The organism is Sphaerochaeta sp. PS (assembly GCF_032144095.1).
In the GTDB taxonomy this organism is placed as follows: domain Bacteria; phylum Spirochaetota; class Spirochaetia; order Sphaerochaetales; family Sphaerochaetaceae; genus Sphaerochaeta.
Genome location: NZ_JAVSNJ010000021.1, coordinates 1 through 19,407 on the forward strand (window position 1 = coordinate 1; position 19,407 = coordinate 19,407).

Here is a 19,407-nt window from a genome sequence, read left to right on the forward strand (position 1 = left end):
TAAGCTAGGTCCGAATGGAGAAGATTCTCCTATTTTCATACGGGATCTTGTCTCTGGCAAGACTGAGATTGGGAAAGAGTTTTCAAGTCTTTCTGAAAAGCGCCTACACATTTATGCGGATGATATGCAAGGGGATTCTTCAGCGCTCTTTCTGACAGGGATGAATACCAACAAAATAAATTTGTTCAAAGAATATCCTGAATTTTCTGTGTTTCAGTTGGTCTATCAATGGTTTTCAAAGAAATTTGCTGCTAGTGAACCAAATGTTCCTGTTACATCTGGAACCACATTTCTTGTTGATCAAAAACTTAAAGAGGTTTCTGCTCTGCTGCAAAGCTTTGATACCGATATAGTAGAGATTGTAAATGATGTTTTGAAACCTGGAGAAATCTCTTCGTTACTACAAAAACAGTTGATTCTATTCGAGGATCAAGCAAAAAAACAATTTCAAGAAAATCCCTCCTTACGAAATCTTACTATCCTGCTACGTGATAAGCATAATTTTGTGAGTATTTCAAAAGAAGTTGATAGAGATGACTATGAAATGAAAAAAATTTTCTTTCGCCATGCCAATGGCCAAGATTTTTCAATCGATGAAGAGTCGCATGGGACCATAAGAATCATGGATTTAGCGGAAATCCTTCTCACTACTGAGAGTCGGGTATTTGTGGTTGATGAACTTGACCGATGCTTACATCCGCAAGTCACCTATGAGTTCGTGCGTAAATTTCTTGAACATGCAGGAAAACATGATATCCAGTTGTTGGTGACCAGCCATGAATCCCGGCTATTGGACTTCAATTTGCTTAGGCGTGATGAAATCTGGTTTGTAGAAAAGCGTAAGGGAGAGACTAAACTCTATTCTCTTGAAGAGTTCAATGAACGAAATGACAGGAAGGTAGATAGGGCGTACTTGGATGGACGATATGGTGGGGTACCTATCTTTACGACAGTGTTCCCCCGTCGGAGAAGAGCTATGAGAATTGCTTCTAGGATTCTGTTTGCGCTAATTATGTTACGTTCTCGCTTGCTATTTTCCTCAGGCTTATGCCAATATCATTCCCACTCTCCGGGTCTTTGTCATAATGGCCCACCATACCAAGTCTCTTTCGCTCCCTTGCCACTTCCCTCATACAGATCCAGTAGTTGAACTCGTCCTGACCCCTGGCACCCTTGAGCCTTAGGGTTAGCTCTTCTTCACTTTCGAGCCAGTCGGGGCGGACCCTGCCAAGGTCAAGATAGTGCTCTGTAGTCTCAAGAAGGTCTGTCTCTGCCCTATTGGCAAGCCTGTCCACTATCTCCTGGGCTATTGGGTCATACGCGGGATTGGTGAAGCTGTCAGACTCAGTCTTGTAGTTGAGGAGGAACTCCTCCACCCCCTCGATGCCATGTTCAAGCAGGGCACTGTCCTCCACCGTACACTCCATGTATAGGTAGAAAAGGCTTGAGACGCCCTTGTTGGAGGAACGGCGGAGGATGCGTCCCAACCTCTGGACCCTCTGGCGTTGCACCGAGTTGGATGAGAGGACGATGCCCACATCGGCAGAGGGGATATCAAAGCCCTCATCGAGAGCCTTGCAGGATACCAGTATCCGTACCTCCCCATCCCTGTATCGGTCAATGGCATGCTTTCTTGCAACCTCACCCATCCCGCTGTGGTAGCGGGCAACCCTATTGGGATACTGCTTGTCCAGGGCAAGGTAGAGTAGGTCGGTCTGGCTGATGCGCTCCCCAAAGATGATGACCTTTGCCCTGTGGTCCAGCCTTGTAACCAAAGCCTGGGCCGCGAGCACCCGGGCTTCGGCAGCATAGACAACTTCCCTACGCCTATAGAAGAGGAAGATGAGTTTTAGGGCAAAGCCCCCTGCCATGCTCTCGGGCTTCTTTGCCAACATCTGCAGCATGGGGAAGAACTTCTCTTGGGCAACCTTATTCAATTCGGGGAATATGGTCAGCAGCCGTTTGATGGTATTGGATATCTTGTCAGTCAGGGCAAAGTATTCGCTTTCTTCCTTCCCATTCAGATAGAGCCCAACATTATAGAGCACACACCTGTTTATAACCTGGGCCTCTATGGCATCGGAGAATCCGTATGCATAGAATAGCGGGCCCAGGGCAGGTACCAGGATGGTGGAAAATCCCTCAGTCTGGGGTGTTGCTGAAAGGCCCAGGGAAAAGTATTGCTGGGGTTTGTCCTCATCAAGGAGGCGCATGAAATCAAATATCTTGCGGTTCTCGGAACTGGCATAGTGGTGGCACTCATCAGCTATGATGAGGACAGGTTCCCCCTTCTTCAGGTTCTCAGCCACATGGCTGGAAAGCTTGTAGCGTGCCGAATTGACCACGTAGATCATATACCGCTTGTCAGGGGTATCCTTGTGAAGCCCTGAGTAGCTGCCTATCTCATCCTTCCTGACCCCAAAGGTCTCCTGATGGTTGAGTAGAGCCGCCTTCCATTGGGCGACCATGAACTGCTTTGGGACGATGATCTTCACCTGGAGCTTGCCTGTCAGGTCTTCCTGCAGCTTCTTCGCTGCAGCGAGAGCGAGGATGGTCTTTCCCCCACCGGTCACCACTTGGATGATGCCTCGGCTCTGGTGTTCCTTCCAGGCTTCTAGACATGTTTCCTGCCAAGGGTAGAGGGTCAGTTTCATGGCACAAGGCTCCTTTTGTACAGTGGCTATGAAGAAGGTACCACAAAGAGGGTGCAATATCCAGAAAAGAGCACAGCAGGGGTGTTCAGCTTTTTGGGTAAGGTGAAACCAAGAAAAGCAGCACAGGTTTATGTTTGCGTTGCATGCAGGGGAAGAAGAAGTATTTCTTCTATTCCTCTTGAAATACCTTTTCCTATGCCCTATCATTTCGACGATCACATCCATACCTTTTAGGGAGAATCCATGAACTACGAAGACCTGTTTATCCAGTACCAGAACCTGGAAAAAAGCTTGAAAGATAAGACAAAACTCTTGGCGAAGCTAGAGAAGGCCATCTCCAAGGAGATGGAGGGTGGAGACATCAGCAGATGCATCACCGACACCGCTGTAATGAAGAGCGTCAGTGCAGAGGTTACCTCCCTCCTGCAGGAAATAGAGAGCCTTGTTTCCAGCTTCGATGGGAAAGAATATATCGAAAGCGGTGACTTTGTCTCCCAGATGCTGGAACAATGTGCTGAAAACGGTGTGGACGTTACAGGCTCATCCCCCAACTTTGAGATGTTTCCCAATAAGGTCCGAATCGATGTTGAAAACCAGGATATCTATCTCGACCGCAAGAAGGTAGCCTGCCTCCGTCCTGTAGTCTTGGTGCAGGCCATCAAGAAAGGGCAGGAGAAGTTGCTGAAGGCTTCCTTCAATGCCAACAAGTTTGCCTCCGAACTCATTGTTGCCTACGACCTTGCCCTTGCTGACCTAGGGAAGAACCCCGGTACCGACCTCTACCTGCAGAAGCTCTACAACTACATGGTTCCCATGAGCCGCTTCAGAAAGGACTATGACCTACAAAGCTATGCCTTTGACCTGGCCAGGCTCTATGCCGTTGGCTCCTCTGTAGAGATCAAGGATGGAAGGAAAATCCAATGGGGGACCAGCCGTGATGGGAAGAAGGGCATCCGTATCCTGGACGGCAACGGCCGTGAGGAATTCCTGGCCACCATTCGCCTGTTCTAACAGAACTACCACTAAACGAGGTGCTGCATGTCTGAAACACTTGGTGAAAACCCTAAGATCACAACAACGGTTGCCCAACTCTCCTTTGGGGAGGTTCCGCAAAACGAGGAGCTGCTCAATGAGCTCACCGTTGGGATTCAGTTCATAACTGACTTTTGGCGGGAACGCTATTTTTGTGAATTCATCAGGGAGGGCGGCAGCAAGATCAAGTTCGTGACAGGGCAACGGGGCAGTGGGAAGACCCACACCCTCAGCCTTGTCACCAACCTTGCCAGAAAGGAAGGGTATGTGACCGTCGCCTTTTCTGCAAGGGATATCTGGCTCAATGATTTTCGGGAGGTGTATCTTGAGATCCTCTCGCAAAGCAATATCCTGGGCCTGCTCCAGAGATGCAGGGACAAGGTGATCGAAGCGATGGCATTCTCGCCCAAGGACATCCCTGAGGGAATGACATTCCTTGACCTGCTGGCCCAGAGAGGCATGGCCGATGCCATCAACCGAAGGGAGATCAGGATGCTCCTCAAAGGGCTCTTCCTGGACAATCCACATCTGGACAATAACTTTGCCCTTGCCTGCAGCCTCATCTGCGGCGGCATGCTGGGACACCCTTTTTTGGAAGAGCAGAACAAGGCTCTCCTGCTTGACTGGATGCATGGTGACAAGAAAATCAGGCTTGCCACCCTTCGCCCCTTGGGTTTGGCCCCAAGCAAGATAACCAAGTACAATGCACGCAACATGCTCCGGTCCCTCTCCGAGTTGGTGAAGCTCAGCGGATACTCCGGCTTGTTGGTCACCATCGACAACCTTGAGGTACTGGTGGACAAGTCGGGTCTGAACCCGATGAACTACACCAAGATGAAGCGTGAGGATACCTACGAGAGCATCCGCCAGCTGATAGATGACATAGACAATTTCAGGAACATCATGGTTGTCTTTGCCTTTGGGCGTGAGCTTTTGGACAATGAGAATACCGGTATGAAGTCCTATCAGGCGCTTTGGATGCGTATCCAGAATGAGATCCTTGGTAGCCGCATCAACAAGTTCACCGATATTGTGGACCTGGACCGGGTTGCTGAGCAGGAGTACTCCCCAGCCTTGTTGGTCGAGATGTCCAGGCGCCTTGCGCAGGTTGTCGGCAAGGTCGATGTTACCGCCACTGTTCTGGACGAAGCGAAGGCTGAGCAGCTCATCAGACAGGCAAAACTGGGAGGCATTTCCCTGCCCCGTCTTGTGGGACAGGCGACCCTGGGCTTTCGGGAAGAGAGCGATGAAGGAGGCAGTGTATGAGCTTTGATTTTGAGGCGAGGCATATGATAGAGGCCCTGCGTTCGGGTATCCCCTCCAGGGCTGTTGGGCAGTGTTTCAGTGAAGCCAGGCCACAGTTGTTGGAAGAGATAGTCAGCCGCCTTGACTCTGTGGTTGCCGACGACTTGAGCGAGGGCATGGTCATTTGTGGCAAGTATGGTGAGGGCAAGACCCACCTGCTCAACACGGTGTTCAACCTTGCACACAAGAACAACATGGTGGTCTCCATGCTCTCCTTGAGCAAGGAGACCCCTTTGGACAAGCTCTACCTGGTTTACCAGAAGTTGGTGAGCAATACTTACCTCCCCAACAGGCTCCAGCCAGGGTTCTCCCAGGAACTTTCCTGCCTTACCCCCAATGCACCCCTTACCAGTGACCTGCTGCTGTTTGCCGCTACCCAGCTTGAGACTGACAGGCTCTACTATCTTCTGCGTTCGTTGCTGAATACCGATGACCAGGACGAGCAGTTCTTGTTGCAGACTGATCTGGAGGGGGACTTTGTCACCAACCTGCAGATCAAGAAGATCTATCGCCGTATCTTCGACGAAAAGGTCTCCTTCAATGTGAACTTTTCCAAGAGCAAGCACTCCCAGGACTATGTGGCCTTCCTCAGCCACCTGTTCAAGAAGCTGGGCTACAAGGGGTGGGTCATCCTCTTCGATGAGTCTGAGCTGGTGGGTAGGCTGGGCAAGAAGACCCGGTTGAAGGCCTATGAGAATATGGCAAAATTCCTGTTTCCTGCAAAACAACTGGAGTCGACCTTCTCCATGTTTGCCTTTACTTCCTCCTATGTTGAGGATGTCATTGAGTCAAAGAAGGAGTTCCAGAACCTCGCAGAGGTCTATCCAGATGACGAAGAGCCCATCAAGAGCGTGATGGAGGCCATAGTGGATGCCCCTCAGCTCGATCCCCTGAGTGAAAAGGAGATCAGCGAGGTGTTGGAGAAGATCGTTTTCTTCCACGGCAAGGCGTATGGCTGGCAACCCCAGGTCAACCTTGAGAAGATGTTCTCCACGGTTGACCGTGGGGGCTATCTCCTTCGGTCAAAGATTCGCTCTGCGATAGAGTACCTTGACCAACTGCTGCTCTACGGGGTGGAAGGCAAGAGTTCCTTTGTGCAATTGAGCCAGGAGAGCTTTGCTGAGGAGCCTGTTGAGGCTGAGTAAATCTTGGATTGGCATGGGATAATGGGGCTAGTGGTACAACCTACACAGGTTCTAACGCTAGCCTTTCTTTTATTGCCCGGGTCTGGAAAGAGGGAGCATAGCCGAAACCTATTTGCTCCTTTTCTTGCAGGACGTATCACCCAAGCGGTTTATTGAAAGGGAATTACGAGAAAGCAATGCGGAAAATTCTGACCACCCCACATCCAAGAGTTGATGGGCACAGAAAAACTTGCACCCTCAGAAGAATCGGTACATATAATCCTGAGTACTAGGTAGTATCCAGATTTTCATATGCAACAGCGTTCGATAAAGATGCAGACGAATTTGTTTCTTCAGAAGAGGGCCGTTCGGCTCCAATATATGTTCTTGATAGCCTGAAAAAAACCTTGAGAACTACCAACTGCAAAGTGGAGATTCGTTATGGCTAGTCATCGATAGGGATAGGTCGCCTTTTCCAACACAAATTAAAGAAGTTTTCCATAAGAGTATTCAACGCAAACCAATACACCTTTTAGTAAGTTCTCCTTGCTTTGAACTCTGGCTATATCTCCACTTTGCAGAGATGCCTCCTGAAGAAATCTCTCAAAGTAAGGAGATGGAATTCTTGATTAGGAAAAAACTTGGCTCATACAATAAGACCAATCTTCGAGAAGCTGACTATCGGGAGAATGTTCTGATGGCGATAGAAAGATCCGAGAAAAGTAGAATTGGCAGTGATGGGCTACCGGTTAACCCAGGAACTTCAGTCCATGAATTGGTGAAGACTATCCTTGCCATGAAACCCCAGGCAGATTGCGTGATATGACATCTAGCCCCCCCCCTTGTCGTCGTGAGAGATCGAAGGATGAATTCTGCAATCTGAAACCAGAAAGAGGGGTACAGTTGGATTTTCAGTATCAATGGCCTCTATGCTTTCTCCAAAGGGAAAATAGGGCACATGGCCCTGTTCTAGATGGAGCGTTTTCTGAAGGCTTCAAGCGGTTTGGCCCCTATGAGGGACGAACCGCTCTTTGAAACAGCGTTAGGACTGGAGTTCCCCTCTAGGCATTGACCCTTTCCACCAAGCTGAAGAAGGCATCGCTGCCCTTGATGGCATAGGTTCCGCTCACTACCTCAGAGGCCTTTGGACGGGCCTTGAGGGTGCAGATGCCACCACCACAGAGTACCTTCCTGGTAAAGGAGCTGAACTCCTGTATGAAGGTCTCAGCCTCAGAATAGGCCCTCTGGATGGGATGGGGGAAGAGCTTGAGCATCTCTATGGCATAGCTTCGTACAGGCACCCACTCCCTTCCCTTGTAGAAGAGCATCCATACCAGGCAGTTCGCAATGGTAAGGGCCAGGCCTTCATCAGGGAAGAAATCAAGGAAGAAATCCTCTATGACGCCCAGTAGCCCCTCTTCAAAGATGGCCTTCTTGTAGATTCCCCCAGTGAGTGCATTAAATGCATCCAGGGTCCTCGGCCCTTCATCGTAGGTAAAGAGGAGGGAGTGCTCCAGGCCGTCAGCAAACAGCCGTCGGGTCTTTGGAGGGGGGACTGGCCACCCTGAGAGTTCATACTGCCGGTCCTCAGAAGATACCTCAAAGGTCGGCATGTTCTTCTCATAGGTTTCCTGGATCGACTGGATGATCCCTTCCGCCATCTCAAGGTCCATTCCGCTTTTTTTGCAATAGGCATTTGCGTCGAAGATCCTACCGGAATTCTGTGCCTCCATGTACTCTTTCAATAGCGCATTGATCATTGCCATGTCAGGGCTCTGGGCTTTCTCTTCTTCAGCTTCCTTTTTGTAGTTCATGAACTTCTTGAAGAGTGACCAGGGAAGGTCCAGGTCCATGTTGGCAAGCAGCGAGAAGAGGGCCATCGAGATGGCCACCTCTGGCTGCTTGGGTAAGGCCAGGGTAGGGTAGGCGCGCTCAAGGAGGGAGGCGATGATGGCATAGGAATCTAGGGCGTTGGTGTTGATGGCCATCGCACCTGTTTTCGTATCCCGGTAGAGGGAAAAGCCCATGGAGGGGAAGTCCTCAGCGAGCAGGTTTCCGTTAGGGACGGTCATCATCGATGCATCGGGTTCCTGGAGGGAATACCTGACCTGGTTGCCGATCTCTTTGGTGTACCACTCTCCACCCAAAAGGGCGAGGTCAAAACTCTCCAGGGTGAAGGGCTGCCAGGTGTAGAGCACCTCGCTGCCCCTGTGCATGACAACTGGAAGCGTGGAGATCTCATCGAGGGCGAAGAACTCGCTGTAATGGGTGTTGATGACCGTATTGAGGCTCTCGCCAGGGGCAAAGAGATCACAATAGAAGAGGAAGTCAGAAACACTGAGGGAGTTGTACCTGATGATCCCTGCTGTCTGTAGGCACCCTCCATTGGGGAGCATCAGGCAGAGGTAGTGCTTGCCCCTTGAGTCACCTTTTTTTTGCATCGAGCTGATGCCAGGGGAGTAGAGCAGGCTTTCTTGCCCACCCAGAAGGTCGACTATGGTAAGAAAGTCGTCCTTCAGGATCTCCTTGATGGAGAAGTACTGCCAGTAGGCGGGGTGCTCCTTCCAGTAGCTGCATACCTGCTTGCCTTTTTCCCCCAGGGTTGGAAGATGCTTTTTGTAGAGTTTCTCCAGCATGGCAGGATCGGTAAGGACAAGACCTAGCAGGTAGTTGCCTGCACTCATGTTGCCATATCCTGCAGGATAGCGGGCATTGGTATCCAGGGCCTTGATCTTCTTAAGATCCTTGTTCAGGCTCTTGTTCTCCCTTCCCCAGTTCATGATAAGATCGTCCACTTCCTCATAGCCCTTGGAAAAGGCCTTGCATATCTCTTTGGTTGCTGTATTCATGCCTCCATTGTACAGGAGATAGAGAGGAGGTAAAAGGGGGAAAGCAACCATCAAGACACAAACCAAACAAAACCAAACCAAGCACAATACCCTTGCTTTTCCATCATTGGCACCTATGCTATCATAAGCTTCTTTGGAGGGGCCATGAACCTAGACGACTTTGAAGCATATATTTCCTCAACCATCCTCTATCGGGGCCTTGCCTACTTTCATGAAAAGGCTGTACGTAGCCTTGAGTGCATTGACAAAGGGCATTACCTTGCCAAGGTGATGGGCTCTCAGCTCTATGAGGTAGAGGTAACTATTGATGAGCACAGGGAAATTGAGGCGATCAGCTGCACCTGTCCCTACGACTGGGACGATCACTGCAAGCATGAGGCAGCAGTGCTCATTGCACTTCGCTGTTTGCTCAATGCAAGCCAAGACACACCAGAGGAAAAGGCCGAAGCAGTAGACCTCAACCCGCTTCTCCAAGAGCGGAGCAGGGAGGAACTGATCGCCTTCTTGCTCTCCTATGCCCAAAAGGACAGGGCTTTGGCTTCTGCACTTCTTGCACAGTTTCCCTCTTCCGATGATGTCCACATCCTGGAAAGCCTCAGGACCAGGTTCAGGGAAGTGGCAGAGGACTCCCTACACTGGGTCAGTACTAGCTATTCCAATGACTGGGATGAAGATGATGAGGATGAAGATGAGGATGACGGGGATTGGGCTTTCACCAATACGCTACAAAAGACCATCGATGAATACCTTGCCATGGCTCGTACTGCCCTATCCTTTGGCCGTTTTCAGTTTGCCGGTTCGATATGTGCAGGTATGCTCCATGAAATTGCAGGTATCGAGGTTGAGAGTGGAAGCCTTGAGGAGTTGAAAGAGGGGGTGGTAGAGCAGGTTGTCGACCTTTTTGACCTTGAAGCCATACCAAGAGAAGATACCTCGCCTCTTTTCTCCTTGTTCTTTGCCGAGGTCGAAGGCTATGCCCAGAAGAGCCAGGCCTTGTTGCTCTCCCTCTGTATAGGTCTTGCTGAACAAGAAGAGGAACAGAACCGCCTGCAGGCCTATCTGGTCCATGCCCATGAGGCACAAGACTGGTCGGGGTGTGAATCTTCTGATCGCTACCTGTTGTTACAACACCAGCTGTTGCTCAGGCAGAAAAAAGAGGAGGAAGCCCAAGCGTTTGCCCTGCGCTATCTCACCTATGATTCCTTGCGCCTGCTTGCATTCCGCCATGCTCTGGACAAGAAGGAGTACTCCCTGGCCGAGCATCTGGTGCAGGAGAGGGAAGACTCCTTTGAGCATGCCAGAGGTGCCTTGCAGTGGAAAGAACTCCGCTTCACCGTCTACCAGGCCAGTGGAAACACTGAGCAGGTTCGAAAGCTTGCCAGGGAGTTCCTCTCTTCAGGGGACCTTGGGTACTATCCCATACTCAAAAATTCTTACTCCAAGGCTGAATGGAAGGCTGTTGTCGATGGCCTGCTTGATGACCTACAACGCAGCGATGCCACCTCTACACGGCAGGGGAAAACCCGGTACTTCTATGCCGATGTCCTGCAGGAAGAGAAGCAATATAGGCGCCTGCTCTCCTATGTGCAACACTATCCCAGCTTGGTGCAACGGTATGCAAATAGCCTCATTCCCACCTATGCAGAAGAGGTGTTCGCCCTCTATATCCAGCTTGTCCTAACCCAGAGCGAGAGTGTGAAGGACCGCAGCGATTATGCAAGGCTTGCCTCCTTGCTGACGGAGCTTGTTGCCCTTGGTGGGGAAGCCGCTGCCAACGAGTGCCTGGAAACCCTCACCCCTGTGTACAGGAAGAGGCCGGCGATGAAGGATGAGCTGAGGAAGGTGGGGTTGTTGTAGGGGGGTAACGTTTGGGAACGATTACCTGAGAGTTTTACCTCTTTTTTCTATGGAGGCGCCTATTGGTTACTGTAGGGTGTTCGCTTTACAGGAATAGCCTAATTAAAGCTCATAGAGAATTTCGATGAGTTTTTGTTGTAAAGTGGCTTGAGTCTCTGTCATCGTTTATTTGGCAAGTTTTTGTATGAGGTCAAAAGGGATCTCTGACTTGTTGCCGCTACCTTCCTTGAAGACCTTGGCCCAAGGGGTATCACGTTCGTGAGATTTTTCAACGAGATCAAATGCGCTCATGCTTGCATAGGTTGAGATGAGAGAGTTTATCAGATCTGTTTCTTCAGGTGATATATCCAACGTCTCAATCTCTTTCCCGAATGGAAGGATTGGCAGGCTTCCATATGCACAATACTCGCGATAGATTGATGGGATGACGGGGCCTAAAGGCCAAGCATAGATCTTATCGTCGAATAAGCTCTTTTTTGTTGTTTTGTACTAGTCAACCCAGAGGAAGTAGAGTATTTTCTGCAATTTTAGATTGCTAATTTGGAGATTATTCTTGAAACAATAATCTATGACATACTTAGCAACGTCAGTGGCTTTCATCATACTCCTCCAAATTTTCATTCTCGTACTTGTCTTATTTTATCATAAATACCATACAAAGGAATACGCTATATCTAGTGTGGTCTTTGGATTGAGACTGAATGTACACTATGAAAGAGTGATAGGTATTGATTGCATTCCTTCTTTAGCTGATGTGGATGTAATTACCTGGTTGTATGCATGCCTTTGAAAAAGGCTTGGGTTTGAGCCCACTTTAGGATGAGTATAGGAGTTTCATTGGATATACAGTATGTCTTCAAAACAGGACCCACGAGAGAAGGGCTACGATGATTTTCCCTGCTGAAAACCTTGACATATAGAAAAAACCGTTCTTATACTATAAGCAGTAAAAACGTTTTGCGTAAATTTGCTATTTCAAATAAAGGAGAATTTGTATGAAGAAACTTTGTGTAACACTGATGCTCGTGATGCTTGCCGTCACGACCCTCTTTGCAGCAGGAGCCAAAGAAGATGCATCCAAGAAAGATGTAACCCTTTCGGTGCTCTGGTTCAACGATGGCAATGAGTCTGAGGTTTTTCTCAAGACCATGGATGATTACCTGAAGGCAAATCCAAACATCACACTCGATTTGCAAATTGTGGCGTACAACGAGTACGACCAGAAGCTCAAGCTGATGATCAGCGGAGGCAATCCCCCTGACCTTGCCCGCATCACCACCAACACCCTTTCTGTGGTAGTGGACAGCCTCGAGCCTATCGACAACCATGTACAGGATATTGAAGCAGTCAAAAAGCAATATCTTCCCTCCATGGTCGCCTTTGCCTCCAACAAGGATGGAAAGTTTGTTGCCTACCCCACAGAGGCTACTGCCAACGGCATGCTGGTCAACAAGACAGCGTTCAACAATGCTGGCATAGATGTGGACGAAGTCAGCAAGACTTGGACATGGGGCGAATGGGAGACCATCATCAAGAAGGTTCTTGCAGCCAATCCGAAGATGAAGTACGGCCTTGCCGTTGACTTTACCCCACACCGCTTCTCCACCATCATGTACCAGTGGGGTGGTCATTTCCTCAATGCAGACCAATCCTCCATCAACTTCAACAATCCCGGTACCATCGAGACCTTGAAGTGGTTCAAGCATGTGCACGATGCCGCCCTTCTTCCCAAGAGTGTCTGGCTCGGGTCCGAGAACCCTGCCGAGCTCTTCCAGGCCGGTCTGGTTGCAGGCCATATCGGAGGAAGCTGGAATATCAACACCTACAACAAGAACGTGAAGGATTTTGAGTGGAAGGCCGTCAGGATGCCCAAGGGCCTCATCAACTCCTCTGTCCCTGGTGGCAAGTTTGTGGCTTCCTTCAAGGGGTCAAAAAATCAGGCTGAAGCGTTCAAGTTCATGGCAGCCTTTGCCGACAAGACCCATAATGAGATCTACAGCAGAGATACCTTCAACATCCCATCACGCAATGATGCAGTAGTTACCTATCCCTCCAACAGTGAAGATTTCAAGGTCTTCCTGGAAGAACTGAAGGTAACCCCAGCCTTTACCGCCGATGAGTGGAAGAATACCAACCTGAGCAAGGTCACCACCTACATCCGTGAGCAGATCGTGGAAGTCCTTCTTGGAAACATCACAGCCGAGCAGGCCGCGGCAAATGTTGACACTAAGGGTGCACCCTATTTCAAGTAAGCATGCTATTGGATATCGCTCTCCTCCTCCTCTGGAGGGAGAGAGCGATGATTCTCTTCTTGGCAGGGCTGCCTGCCTCCCGGGAGCTACATGAAATCACACAGCAAGGGAAATTTTCACCAGACGGCAGCTCCGCTGCTCTTCTTGCTTCCCAATATCCTCATTTTCGGTACCTTCATCATCATCCCCGCTATCCAGGGCCTGAGGATGTCGTTCACCGAGTGGGGTGTCTTCACCCCTGTCCGTTTCATCGGTTTGGACAATTTCAAGGAACTCATCGCCGATGAGGTCTTTTGGAAGACGTTCAGCAACACGCTGGTATACTCTTTCTTCACCGTCAGCCTGATCATGGTCTACTCATTGGCCTTGGCCTTGCTGCTGTATAGGAATACCCTGAAGGGCGAAAAACTGTTCCGCTCTCTTTTCTATATTCCCTCCCTCCTGAGTATGATAACCGTAGGTATCGCATGGCGTTTCATCCTAGGCGATGAGATGGGGATCATAAACTATCTCCTGCGCCAGTCAGGTGGTGAAGGCGTCCGGTGGTTGACTGACACCACCCTGTCGATGGTTTCCATCATTGGAGTCTCCATTTGGGCTCAGGCCGGCTACTACATGGTTGTCCTCATTGCAGGGTTACAGGCCATTCCCACCGAGCTGTATGAAGCCTCCAGGATTGATGGGGCTTCCCCTCCCAAGACCTTCTTTTTCATAACTATGCCCCTTCTGAAAAGTACCCTGTTGGTGGTGATGGTGCTTGCAACCATCGCTTCCTTCAAGGCGTATGAACTGATTTCTGTCATGACGAAGGGCGGACCTGGCTATGCAACCAAGCTTATCGTCCAACAGGTATACCAAGTTGCCTTCCTGGAGGACAGGATGGGCTATGCCAGCGCCATGTCGATTGCACTGATGCTCATCATCGCCCTCTTCACGCTCCTGCAGTTCAAGCTCAACGGAAAGGAGCAGGATCATGAGTAAGAGAAAAGTTTCAGTCTTCCTTCACTATGCAATACTCATAGTCCTATCCTTGGTGACCCTGCTGCCGGTACTCTGGGTAGTCCTCTCTTCCTTCAAGCCCCAAAGCGAGCTGTTCAGGGTTCCGTTGACCTTCATCCCAAAAGCCTGGACCCTCGAAAACTATCTATCCAGCCTGGCAGCTGGGAATTTCCCGGTATATTTTTCCAATACGGTATTTGTTGCAGTTGTCTCTACTTTCATTACCGTACTCATCAACCTGATGGCGGGATATGCCCTGGCCAAGTACATCTTCACCGGAAGGGACCTCATCTTCACCATCATGATAGCAACGCTCATGATACCCTTGCAGGTCATCATGATCCCGATCTTCCTGCAACTCAAGGGTTTGGGGATGTTGAACTCCCTGTGGGGAATCATCATACCCCCGGCAGCAACGCCGACGGGAGTCTTCCTTGCCAGGCAATATCTGGTGAACCTACCTGACTCCCTGATTGAGGCAGCCCGTATCGATGGGGCAAGGGAACATACCATCTTCTTTCGCCTGATAGTTCCAATGAGCAAACCCATCGTGGCAACCCTCGCCATATTCAGCTTCATGTGGCGTTGGAACGATTACCTCTGGCCCCTGATAGTCATCACCGATAACCGAAGGCAGACCATCCAACAGGCGTTGGCCAACTTCGTGGGACAGCTGCAGATCAACTGGTCCAACCTGTTGGCCATGACCACCATCGCAATCATTCCCGTCATCATCGTGTTCCTCGCGTTCCAGAGATTCTTCTTCTCAGGCATTGCAGCAGGATCGGTAAAAGGATAATTCTATGAAACATATCATTCACTCATTGCACACCTGTACGCTCCTCAGCCCATCTGTAGTCGTTGCACAAGGGGCAGGGGGTAGGGTACATATCCAATTCTACACCTCTGAAATAGTGAAGGTTTCCTATCATTTTGACCAGATTGTCATCGATGAAACCTTTCTCAAGGCGAGCGACTACCTTACCAGCCCCTCTGGGGGGGTAGAACTCGACCATCCCATCCACCTCTCTGAGGAAGGCGGGTCTTTCATCCTGAACTGCGGCCAAAGCAGGGTGGTGATAGAGAAGGCCTATGCCCTGGTCAGCATCTTTCATGAAGGCATCCTGCAGCATGGGGGACGGGTAGGGACCGCCGATACGGTGGTTCCCTCCTACCAGGTGCGTTGCTTTACCAAGGAGGGTTCGAAGGACTCCTTCAGCCGTTTCAACTTCCCCCTCGCTGAGGAGGATGAATTCTATGGACTGGGGGATAAGAGTGGGCTTCCCAACCGGAGAGGAAGACGGTTTTCCATGTTCAATCGCGACTCCCTTGGCTATGACGCCTCCAATTCCGACCCTCTGTACAAGTCAATCCCGTTTGTCATCAAACGGAACCTCCAGGAAGGGGTGATGTGCGGGCTCTTGTTTGACCAGAGTCTCATCAGGCTCCTGGACCTGGGTAGGGAGAGTCCGTTCTTCTTCTCCGTTGAGGTGGAGGGTGGGCCGTACAGCTACTTTGTGTTCCTGGGCAAGGAGTATCATCGGGTACTGGAGAACTACTACAAGGTAACGGGCTTTCCGGCCCTCCCTCCTCTCTTCAGTTTCGGCTTCTTTGGCTCTTCAATGAACTATGCTGAGCCTCAGGACGCCGCCCAGAGGATTCTCGACTACTTTGCCACGATAGAGGAGCATGCCATACCCTGTGAAGGGATGTATGTATCCTCAGGCTATCTGAAAAGCAACGAGGGCAAACGGTATGCCTTCTTGTGGAACAAGCAGAAGTTTCCCGACCACAAGGCCTTTCTGACCTCCCTCTCTGCTCGTGGCTATAACCTGTGCATGAACATCAAGCCAGGGATCCTCATTTCCCATCCGTGGTATGAGGAGTTGAAACAGAAGGGGCTCTTCATAATGGACAAGGGTGGAAAACCCTACCAGGAGTTTTTCTGGGGAGGTGAGGCCTCGTTCATTGATTTCAACAACCCTGAGGCAAAAGCGTGGTGGAAGAGCCAGCTGAAGGCCCAGTATATCGACCACGGGTGTACGGGAATCTGGAATGACAACAATGAGTTGGAACTGGAGGACATAGGCTTGGAGGCCTTCAAGACCAAGACCCTCTACCCCATCAAGATGGTCGAGGCTTCGTATGAGGTCTTCAAGGAGGAGAAGCCTGATGCCAGGCCGTGGATTTACAGCCGGAGCGGGTATGTCGGACTCCAACGCTTTGCCAGGACCTGGTCGGGTGACAATGTCAGTGACTGGAAGACACTCAAGTACAACCAATATATAGGCATTGGGCTTGGGCTTTCCGGGCTTCCGTACTTCGGCCATGACCTTGGTGGGTTCTTTGGTTCGTTTCCGGAGGAGGAACTGTTGGTACGTTCCTGTCAGTCAGCAGTCTTCCAGGGAAGGTTTGTCATCCACTCCTGGCGGGAGGATGGGAACCCGACCGAGCCGTGGTCCTATCCCACGGCACTTCCCCACATCCGCTCTCTCATCCTCGAACACTATCGCTTCATGCCCTATCTCTACAGCTGTGCCTATGAGGCAGCGACCCAGGGAAAGCCGATCGAGCGCTCTCTTTTGCTGGAGTTCCCTCATGATCCAGAGATCAAGGCCGATGAGGTCAACTCGCTGTTCGGCCCCTCGATCCTGAAGGTCTTGGTGACGGAAAAATCGAAGGCGGAAGCTGCTGTTCATCTGCCCCAAGGGCTTTGGTGGTACGACAAGGATGGCGATGCATATGAGGGGGGGGCCGACCTCACCCTATCCTATCCGTGCAACGGGGAAGTCCTCTGGTTTGCCAAGGAGGGGGCTGTAATCGCTACCTCCCCAGGGCTCAGCCATTTGGACAATGGCCTCTTCGATGAGGTGGAGTTGCTTGTCTACCCGAACAAGAGCAAAGGCTTGGTGACCTTCTCCATGTTCTTTGAGGACGATGGGAAAACAGAGCTGGGCAAGGAGCGGTACAACCTGTGGGAGTTCGAGGTTACGGACAAGGCGCTAAGAATTACCAAGAAGATGGGGAGGGTCACCAAAAAACGGATTTTCCGGTTGGTGGTACCCAAGGGCTTCTCGCTTTCTGAGTATCAATTCGATCCTGATTCGCTTAGGGAAGGGGAGAGTCGCTTGGTAGCGATCACTGGATGACAAAGACGGTAAGAGGCTTTACACTGGGCGAAATGGAGGTGGTATGCGTAAACCGATAACAATCGTAGATGTGGCGAAAGCAGCCGGTGTTTCCCCTGCTACCGTTACGCATACCCTCAATGGCAAGCGTCCAGTTGGAGAGGCTACCAAGAAGAAAGTCCTGGAGGCTATAGAGAGGCTGGGCTATGTCCCTTCGTGGAATGCTTCACGTATGAAGCGGGGTCATTCGGGCATCATCGGGTGTTTGGCCGCCGACATAACCGAGACCTTCGTCAACCAGATCGTCCGCGGTATTGAGAGCGGGCTTTCAGGAGGGCAGTACTCCCTTTTCTTTGTTTCGGGTATCGAGTTTGGCAACGATCTTGAGAGGGCGTATAACTTTCTGAAGAGCCATAAGGTGGAGGGGATCCTCTTTTGCCACCATATTCCCATCTGGAAGGATTTCAACCTGGATACCAAAAATTCTGATATCCCGATCGTTTCCATCAACATGGCGGCCTCTGACATGATAAGCGTCGTCTCCGACAACATGAAAGGCGGCTATCAGGCGGCAGAGCATCTCTATGGTTGTGGGATGCGTCATCCTGCGATGATTTGTGGCCCAGAGGATCGTCTGTCCGTTGAGGACAGGCTTAAGGGATTCTCCGACCGTATCCGGGAACTAAATCTGCAGATGCCAGAAGAGAAGTATTATGGCAACTATGATTTTGACCATGGGATGGAAGCGACCCAGCGCCTGATGGTCGGGCATCCGCTTACCGATGGGATTTTCTGCGCGAATGACTACATCGCTGCCGGGGCGATCGCTGCACTGCAGAAGATGGGCTACCAGGTTCCTGGCCAGGTCAGGGTGGTTGGATTTGACAACCGGGATTTTTCTGAGTTCTGGAATGTCCCCATCACTACCTTTGAGCTCCCTTTGCAGGAGATGGGTATGCTTGGCATCAGCCTGCTGAGGCAGGTCATCCACACAGGTACCTACTCCAAGGCCGAGCATGTGCTGCAGTCCAAGCTGATCCCGAGGAGGAGCAGCATAGGCTAGAGTTCTCCCGTCCATACAGGAAGACTCATTGCCCAAGTACACAAAGCCATTCCCCCTTCTCCTTGACCTCTTCCCGTCTACCCTGCAGAATGGCCCCAAGAGGGTTGGGTGTGAAAGAAGAAAAGAAGAGGAAGAGAGTGCCTTTCAGGCAGATGGTCCGTGATAGGGACAGTACCCAGATAGTCCACTACCTGCTCAGGCTTGTAGTCATCCTTATCCTTGTCTCCCAGGTGCTGAACCGCAACTATGAGAACGTCTTCTTCTGTCTGTTGACCCTCATGCTGTTTGCCGTCCCCTCTCTCATCGAGACCCACACCAGGATCGACATCCCTGCGGCTTTGGAAAATGCCATCCTCTTCTTCATCTTTGCTGCCCAGATCTTGGGCGAGATGCGCTCCTACTACATCGCCTATCCTTTCTGGGATACGATGCTCCATACCATAAACGGCTTCCTTGCCGCTGCAATAGGGTTCTCCCTGGTGGATATCCTCAACCAGAGCGAGAAGTTCTCCCTGAAGATGTCCCCTTTCTTTGTCGCCGTCGTGGCCTTCTGCTTCTCGATGACCATCGGGGTGGTGTGGGAGTTCTTTGAATACTTCATGGACCTCTTCTTCGGGACCGACATGCAGAAGGACACGATCGTGCACACCATCCGCTCGGTGATGCTTGACCCGACCCATAGCCAGAAGGTGGTGACCCTAAAGGACATCACGAGCGTAGAGCTCAACGGAGGTGACCTTGGCCTTGGTGGCTACCTGGACATAGGGCTACACGATACCATGAAGGATATGTTTGTCAACTTCATAGGGGCAGTGGTCTTCTCCACTGCAGGATTCTTCTATGTGAAGAACCGCAAGAAGTCCTCGTTTGTGATGCACTTCATCCCAACCCTTACCGAGAAGAAGGAAGCCCCCTCTGGTGAGTTACCCATGCAGGAGTCAGCTAGCGGTGAACAAAAGGGCAAGAAGAAGCGAAAGGCTTCCAAGAGAAACCGAAAGAACTGACCGGGCATACCCACAACCTCTTTGGTGTCAGACACGCCAGATCTGCATTGGTGGTGGTCCTCACTGTTCTTTTCGAGCCTACAATAGAGTGTCTTCTCTCTTGGCAGTGAACCTTTCTTCATCCTCAAACGTTGAATCAC

General features: G+C 50.7%; 13 protein-coding genes and 2 pseudogenes. 12 read left to right on the top strand and 3 right to left on the bottom strand.

Features of this window, described 5'->3' with window-relative positions; translation table 11 throughout:
- Window positions 1–544: 544 nt before the first annotated feature.
- Window positions 545–736: pseudogene (locus ROJ03_RS13070) on the top strand (AAA family ATPase); the annotation flags it as partial.
- A 274-nt stretch (window positions 737–1,010) separates the two neighbouring features.
- On the opposite strand, the gene ROJ03_RS12460 reads toward ROJ03_RS13070, so the two are convergent.
- Window positions 1,011–2,654 carry a DEAD/DEAH box helicase family protein gene (locus ROJ03_RS12460; RefSeq protein ID WP_313727392.1) on the bottom strand — a complete coding sequence of 548 codons (1,644 nt, stop codon included), beginning with the start codon at window positions 2,652–2,654 and terminating at the stop codon, window positions 1,011–1,013.
- Window positions 2,655–2,897: 243 nt separating this feature from the next.
- Between ROJ03_RS12460 and ROJ03_RS12465 the strand changes: the two genes are divergently transcribed.
- From ROJ03_RS12465 to ROJ03_RS12480, 4 genes are all read left to right on the top strand, one after another.
- A complete protein-coding gene (locus ROJ03_RS12465) occupies window positions 2,898–3,665 on the top strand; it encodes a hypothetical protein (protein WP_313727393.1) in 768 nt (255 codons plus the stop codon).
- Window positions 3,666–3,692: 27 nt separating this feature from the next.
- On the top strand, window positions 3,693–4,952 hold the full coding sequence (locus ROJ03_RS12470; protein ID WP_313727394.1) for a BREX system ATP-binding domain-containing protein: 1,260 nt from the start codon (window positions 3,693–3,695) through the stop codon (window positions 4,950–4,952).
- Complete coding sequence (locus ROJ03_RS12475) at window positions 4,949–6,136, top strand: BREX system ATP-binding domain-containing protein (RefSeq protein WP_313727395.1); 1,188 nt, start codon at window positions 4,949–4,951, stop codon at window positions 6,134–6,136. The genes ROJ03_RS12470 and ROJ03_RS12475 overlap by 4 nt, the downstream gene beginning before the upstream one ends.
- 400 nt (window positions 6,137–6,536) lie before the next feature.
- The gene (locus ROJ03_RS12480) at window positions 6,537–6,941 is read left to right on the top strand and encodes an RloB family protein (protein ID WP_313727428.1); all 405 of its coding nucleotides are present in this window, start codon (window positions 6,537–6,539) and stop codon (window positions 6,939–6,941) included.
- 235 nt (window positions 6,942–7,176) lie between these two features.
- Here the strand turns inward: ROJ03_RS12480 and ROJ03_RS12485 are convergent, their stop codons facing one another.
- Window positions 7,177–8,964, bottom strand: coding sequence for a hypothetical protein (locus tag ROJ03_RS12485; RefSeq protein ID WP_313727396.1), 1,788 nt, complete (start codon window positions 8,962–8,964; stop codon window positions 7,177–7,179).
- A gap of 144 nt (window positions 8,965–9,108) precedes the next feature.
- Between ROJ03_RS12485 and ROJ03_RS12490 the strand changes: the two genes are divergently transcribed.
- Window positions 9,109–10,821: a hypothetical protein gene (locus tag ROJ03_RS12490; protein ID WP_313727397.1), complete on the top strand. Its 1,713-nt coding sequence runs from the start codon at window positions 9,109–9,111 to the stop codon at window positions 10,819–10,821.
- A 165-nt stretch (window positions 10,822–10,986) separates the two neighbouring features.
- On the opposite strand, the pseudogene ROJ03_RS12495 reads toward ROJ03_RS12490, so the two are convergent.
- A pseudogene (locus tag ROJ03_RS12495) lies at window positions 10,987–11,298 on the bottom strand (Panacea domain-containing protein); the annotation flags it as partial.
- A gap of 518 nt (window positions 11,299–11,816) precedes the next feature.
- Between ROJ03_RS12495 and ROJ03_RS12500 the strand changes: the two are divergent.
- The 6 genes from ROJ03_RS12500 (at window position 11,817) to ROJ03_RS12525 (ending at window position 19,267) form a co-directional block, all read left to right on the top strand.
- Entirely contained in the window at window positions 11,817–13,073 is a 1,257-nt protein-coding gene (locus tag ROJ03_RS12500) for a sugar ABC transporter substrate-binding protein (protein ID WP_313727398.1), read from the top strand.
- A gap of 90 nt (window positions 13,074–13,163) precedes the next feature.
- Entirely contained in the window at window positions 13,164–14,054 is an 891-nt protein-coding gene (locus ROJ03_RS12505; protein WP_313727399.1) for a sugar ABC transporter permease, read from the top strand.
- The gene (locus tag ROJ03_RS12510; RefSeq protein ID WP_313727400.1) at window positions 14,047–14,871 is read left to right on the top strand and encodes a carbohydrate ABC transporter permease; all 825 of its coding nucleotides are present in this window, start codon (window positions 14,047–14,049) and stop codon (window positions 14,869–14,871) included. The genes ROJ03_RS12505 and ROJ03_RS12510 overlap by 8 nt, the downstream gene beginning before the upstream one ends.
- 4 nt (window positions 14,872–14,875) lie before the next feature.
- Window positions 14,876–17,221, top strand: coding sequence for a TIM-barrel domain-containing protein (locus ROJ03_RS12515; protein ID WP_313727401.1), 2,346 nt, complete (start codon window positions 14,876–14,878; stop codon window positions 17,219–17,221).
- A gap of 43 nt (window positions 17,222–17,264) precedes the next feature.
- Window positions 17,265–18,263, top strand: a complete 999-nt coding sequence (locus ROJ03_RS12520) for a LacI family DNA-binding transcriptional regulator (protein WP_313727402.1) — start codon at window positions 17,265–17,267, stop codon at window positions 18,261–18,263.
- Window positions 18,264–18,373: 110 nt separating this feature from the next.
- Window positions 18,374–19,267, top strand: coding sequence for a hypothetical protein (locus ROJ03_RS12525; RefSeq protein WP_313727403.1), 894 nt, complete (start codon window positions 18,374–18,376; stop codon window positions 19,265–19,267).
- Window positions 19,268–19,407 lie beyond the last annotated feature (140 nt).

Excerpts from the sequence above, each read along its gene's own strand:
- ROJ03_RS12460 (WP_313727392.1), bottom strand. The coding sequence starts at position 2,654 with ATGAAACTGACCCTCTACCCTTGGCAGGAAACATGTCTAGAAGCCTGG.
- ROJ03_RS12465 (WP_313727393.1), top strand. The coding sequence starts at position 2,898 with ATGAACTACGAAGACCTGTTTATCCAGTACCAGAACCTGGAAAAAAGC.
- ROJ03_RS12470 (WP_313727394.1), top strand. The coding sequence starts at position 3,693 with ATGTCTGAAACACTTGGTGAAAACCCTAAGATCACAACAACGGTTGCC.
- ROJ03_RS12475 (WP_313727395.1), top strand. The coding sequence starts at position 4,949 with ATGAGCTTTGATTTTGAGGCGAGGCATATGATAGAGGCCCTGCGTTCG.
- ROJ03_RS12485 (WP_313727396.1), bottom strand. The coding sequence starts at position 8,964 with ATGAATACAGCAACCAAAGAGATATGCAAGGCCTTTTCCAAGGGCTAT.
- ROJ03_RS12490 (WP_313727397.1), top strand. The coding sequence starts at position 9,109 with ATGAACCTAGACGACTTTGAAGCATATATTTCCTCAACCATCCTCTAT.
- ROJ03_RS12500 (WP_313727398.1), top strand. The coding sequence starts at position 11,817 with ATGAAGAAACTTTGTGTAACACTGATGCTCGTGATGCTTGCCGTCACG.
- ROJ03_RS12505 (WP_313727399.1), top strand. The coding sequence starts at position 13,164 with ATGAAATCACACAGCAAGGGAAATTTTCACCAGACGGCAGCTCCGCTG.
- ROJ03_RS12510 (WP_313727400.1), top strand. The coding sequence starts at position 14,047 with ATGAGTAAGAGAAAAGTTTCAGTCTTCCTTCACTATGCAATACTCATA.
- ROJ03_RS12515 (WP_313727401.1), top strand. The coding sequence starts at position 14,876 with ATGAAACATATCATTCACTCATTGCACACCTGTACGCTCCTCAGCCCA.
- ROJ03_RS12520 (WP_313727402.1), top strand. The coding sequence starts at position 17,265 with ATGCGTAAACCGATAACAATCGTAGATGTGGCGAAAGCAGCCGGTGTT.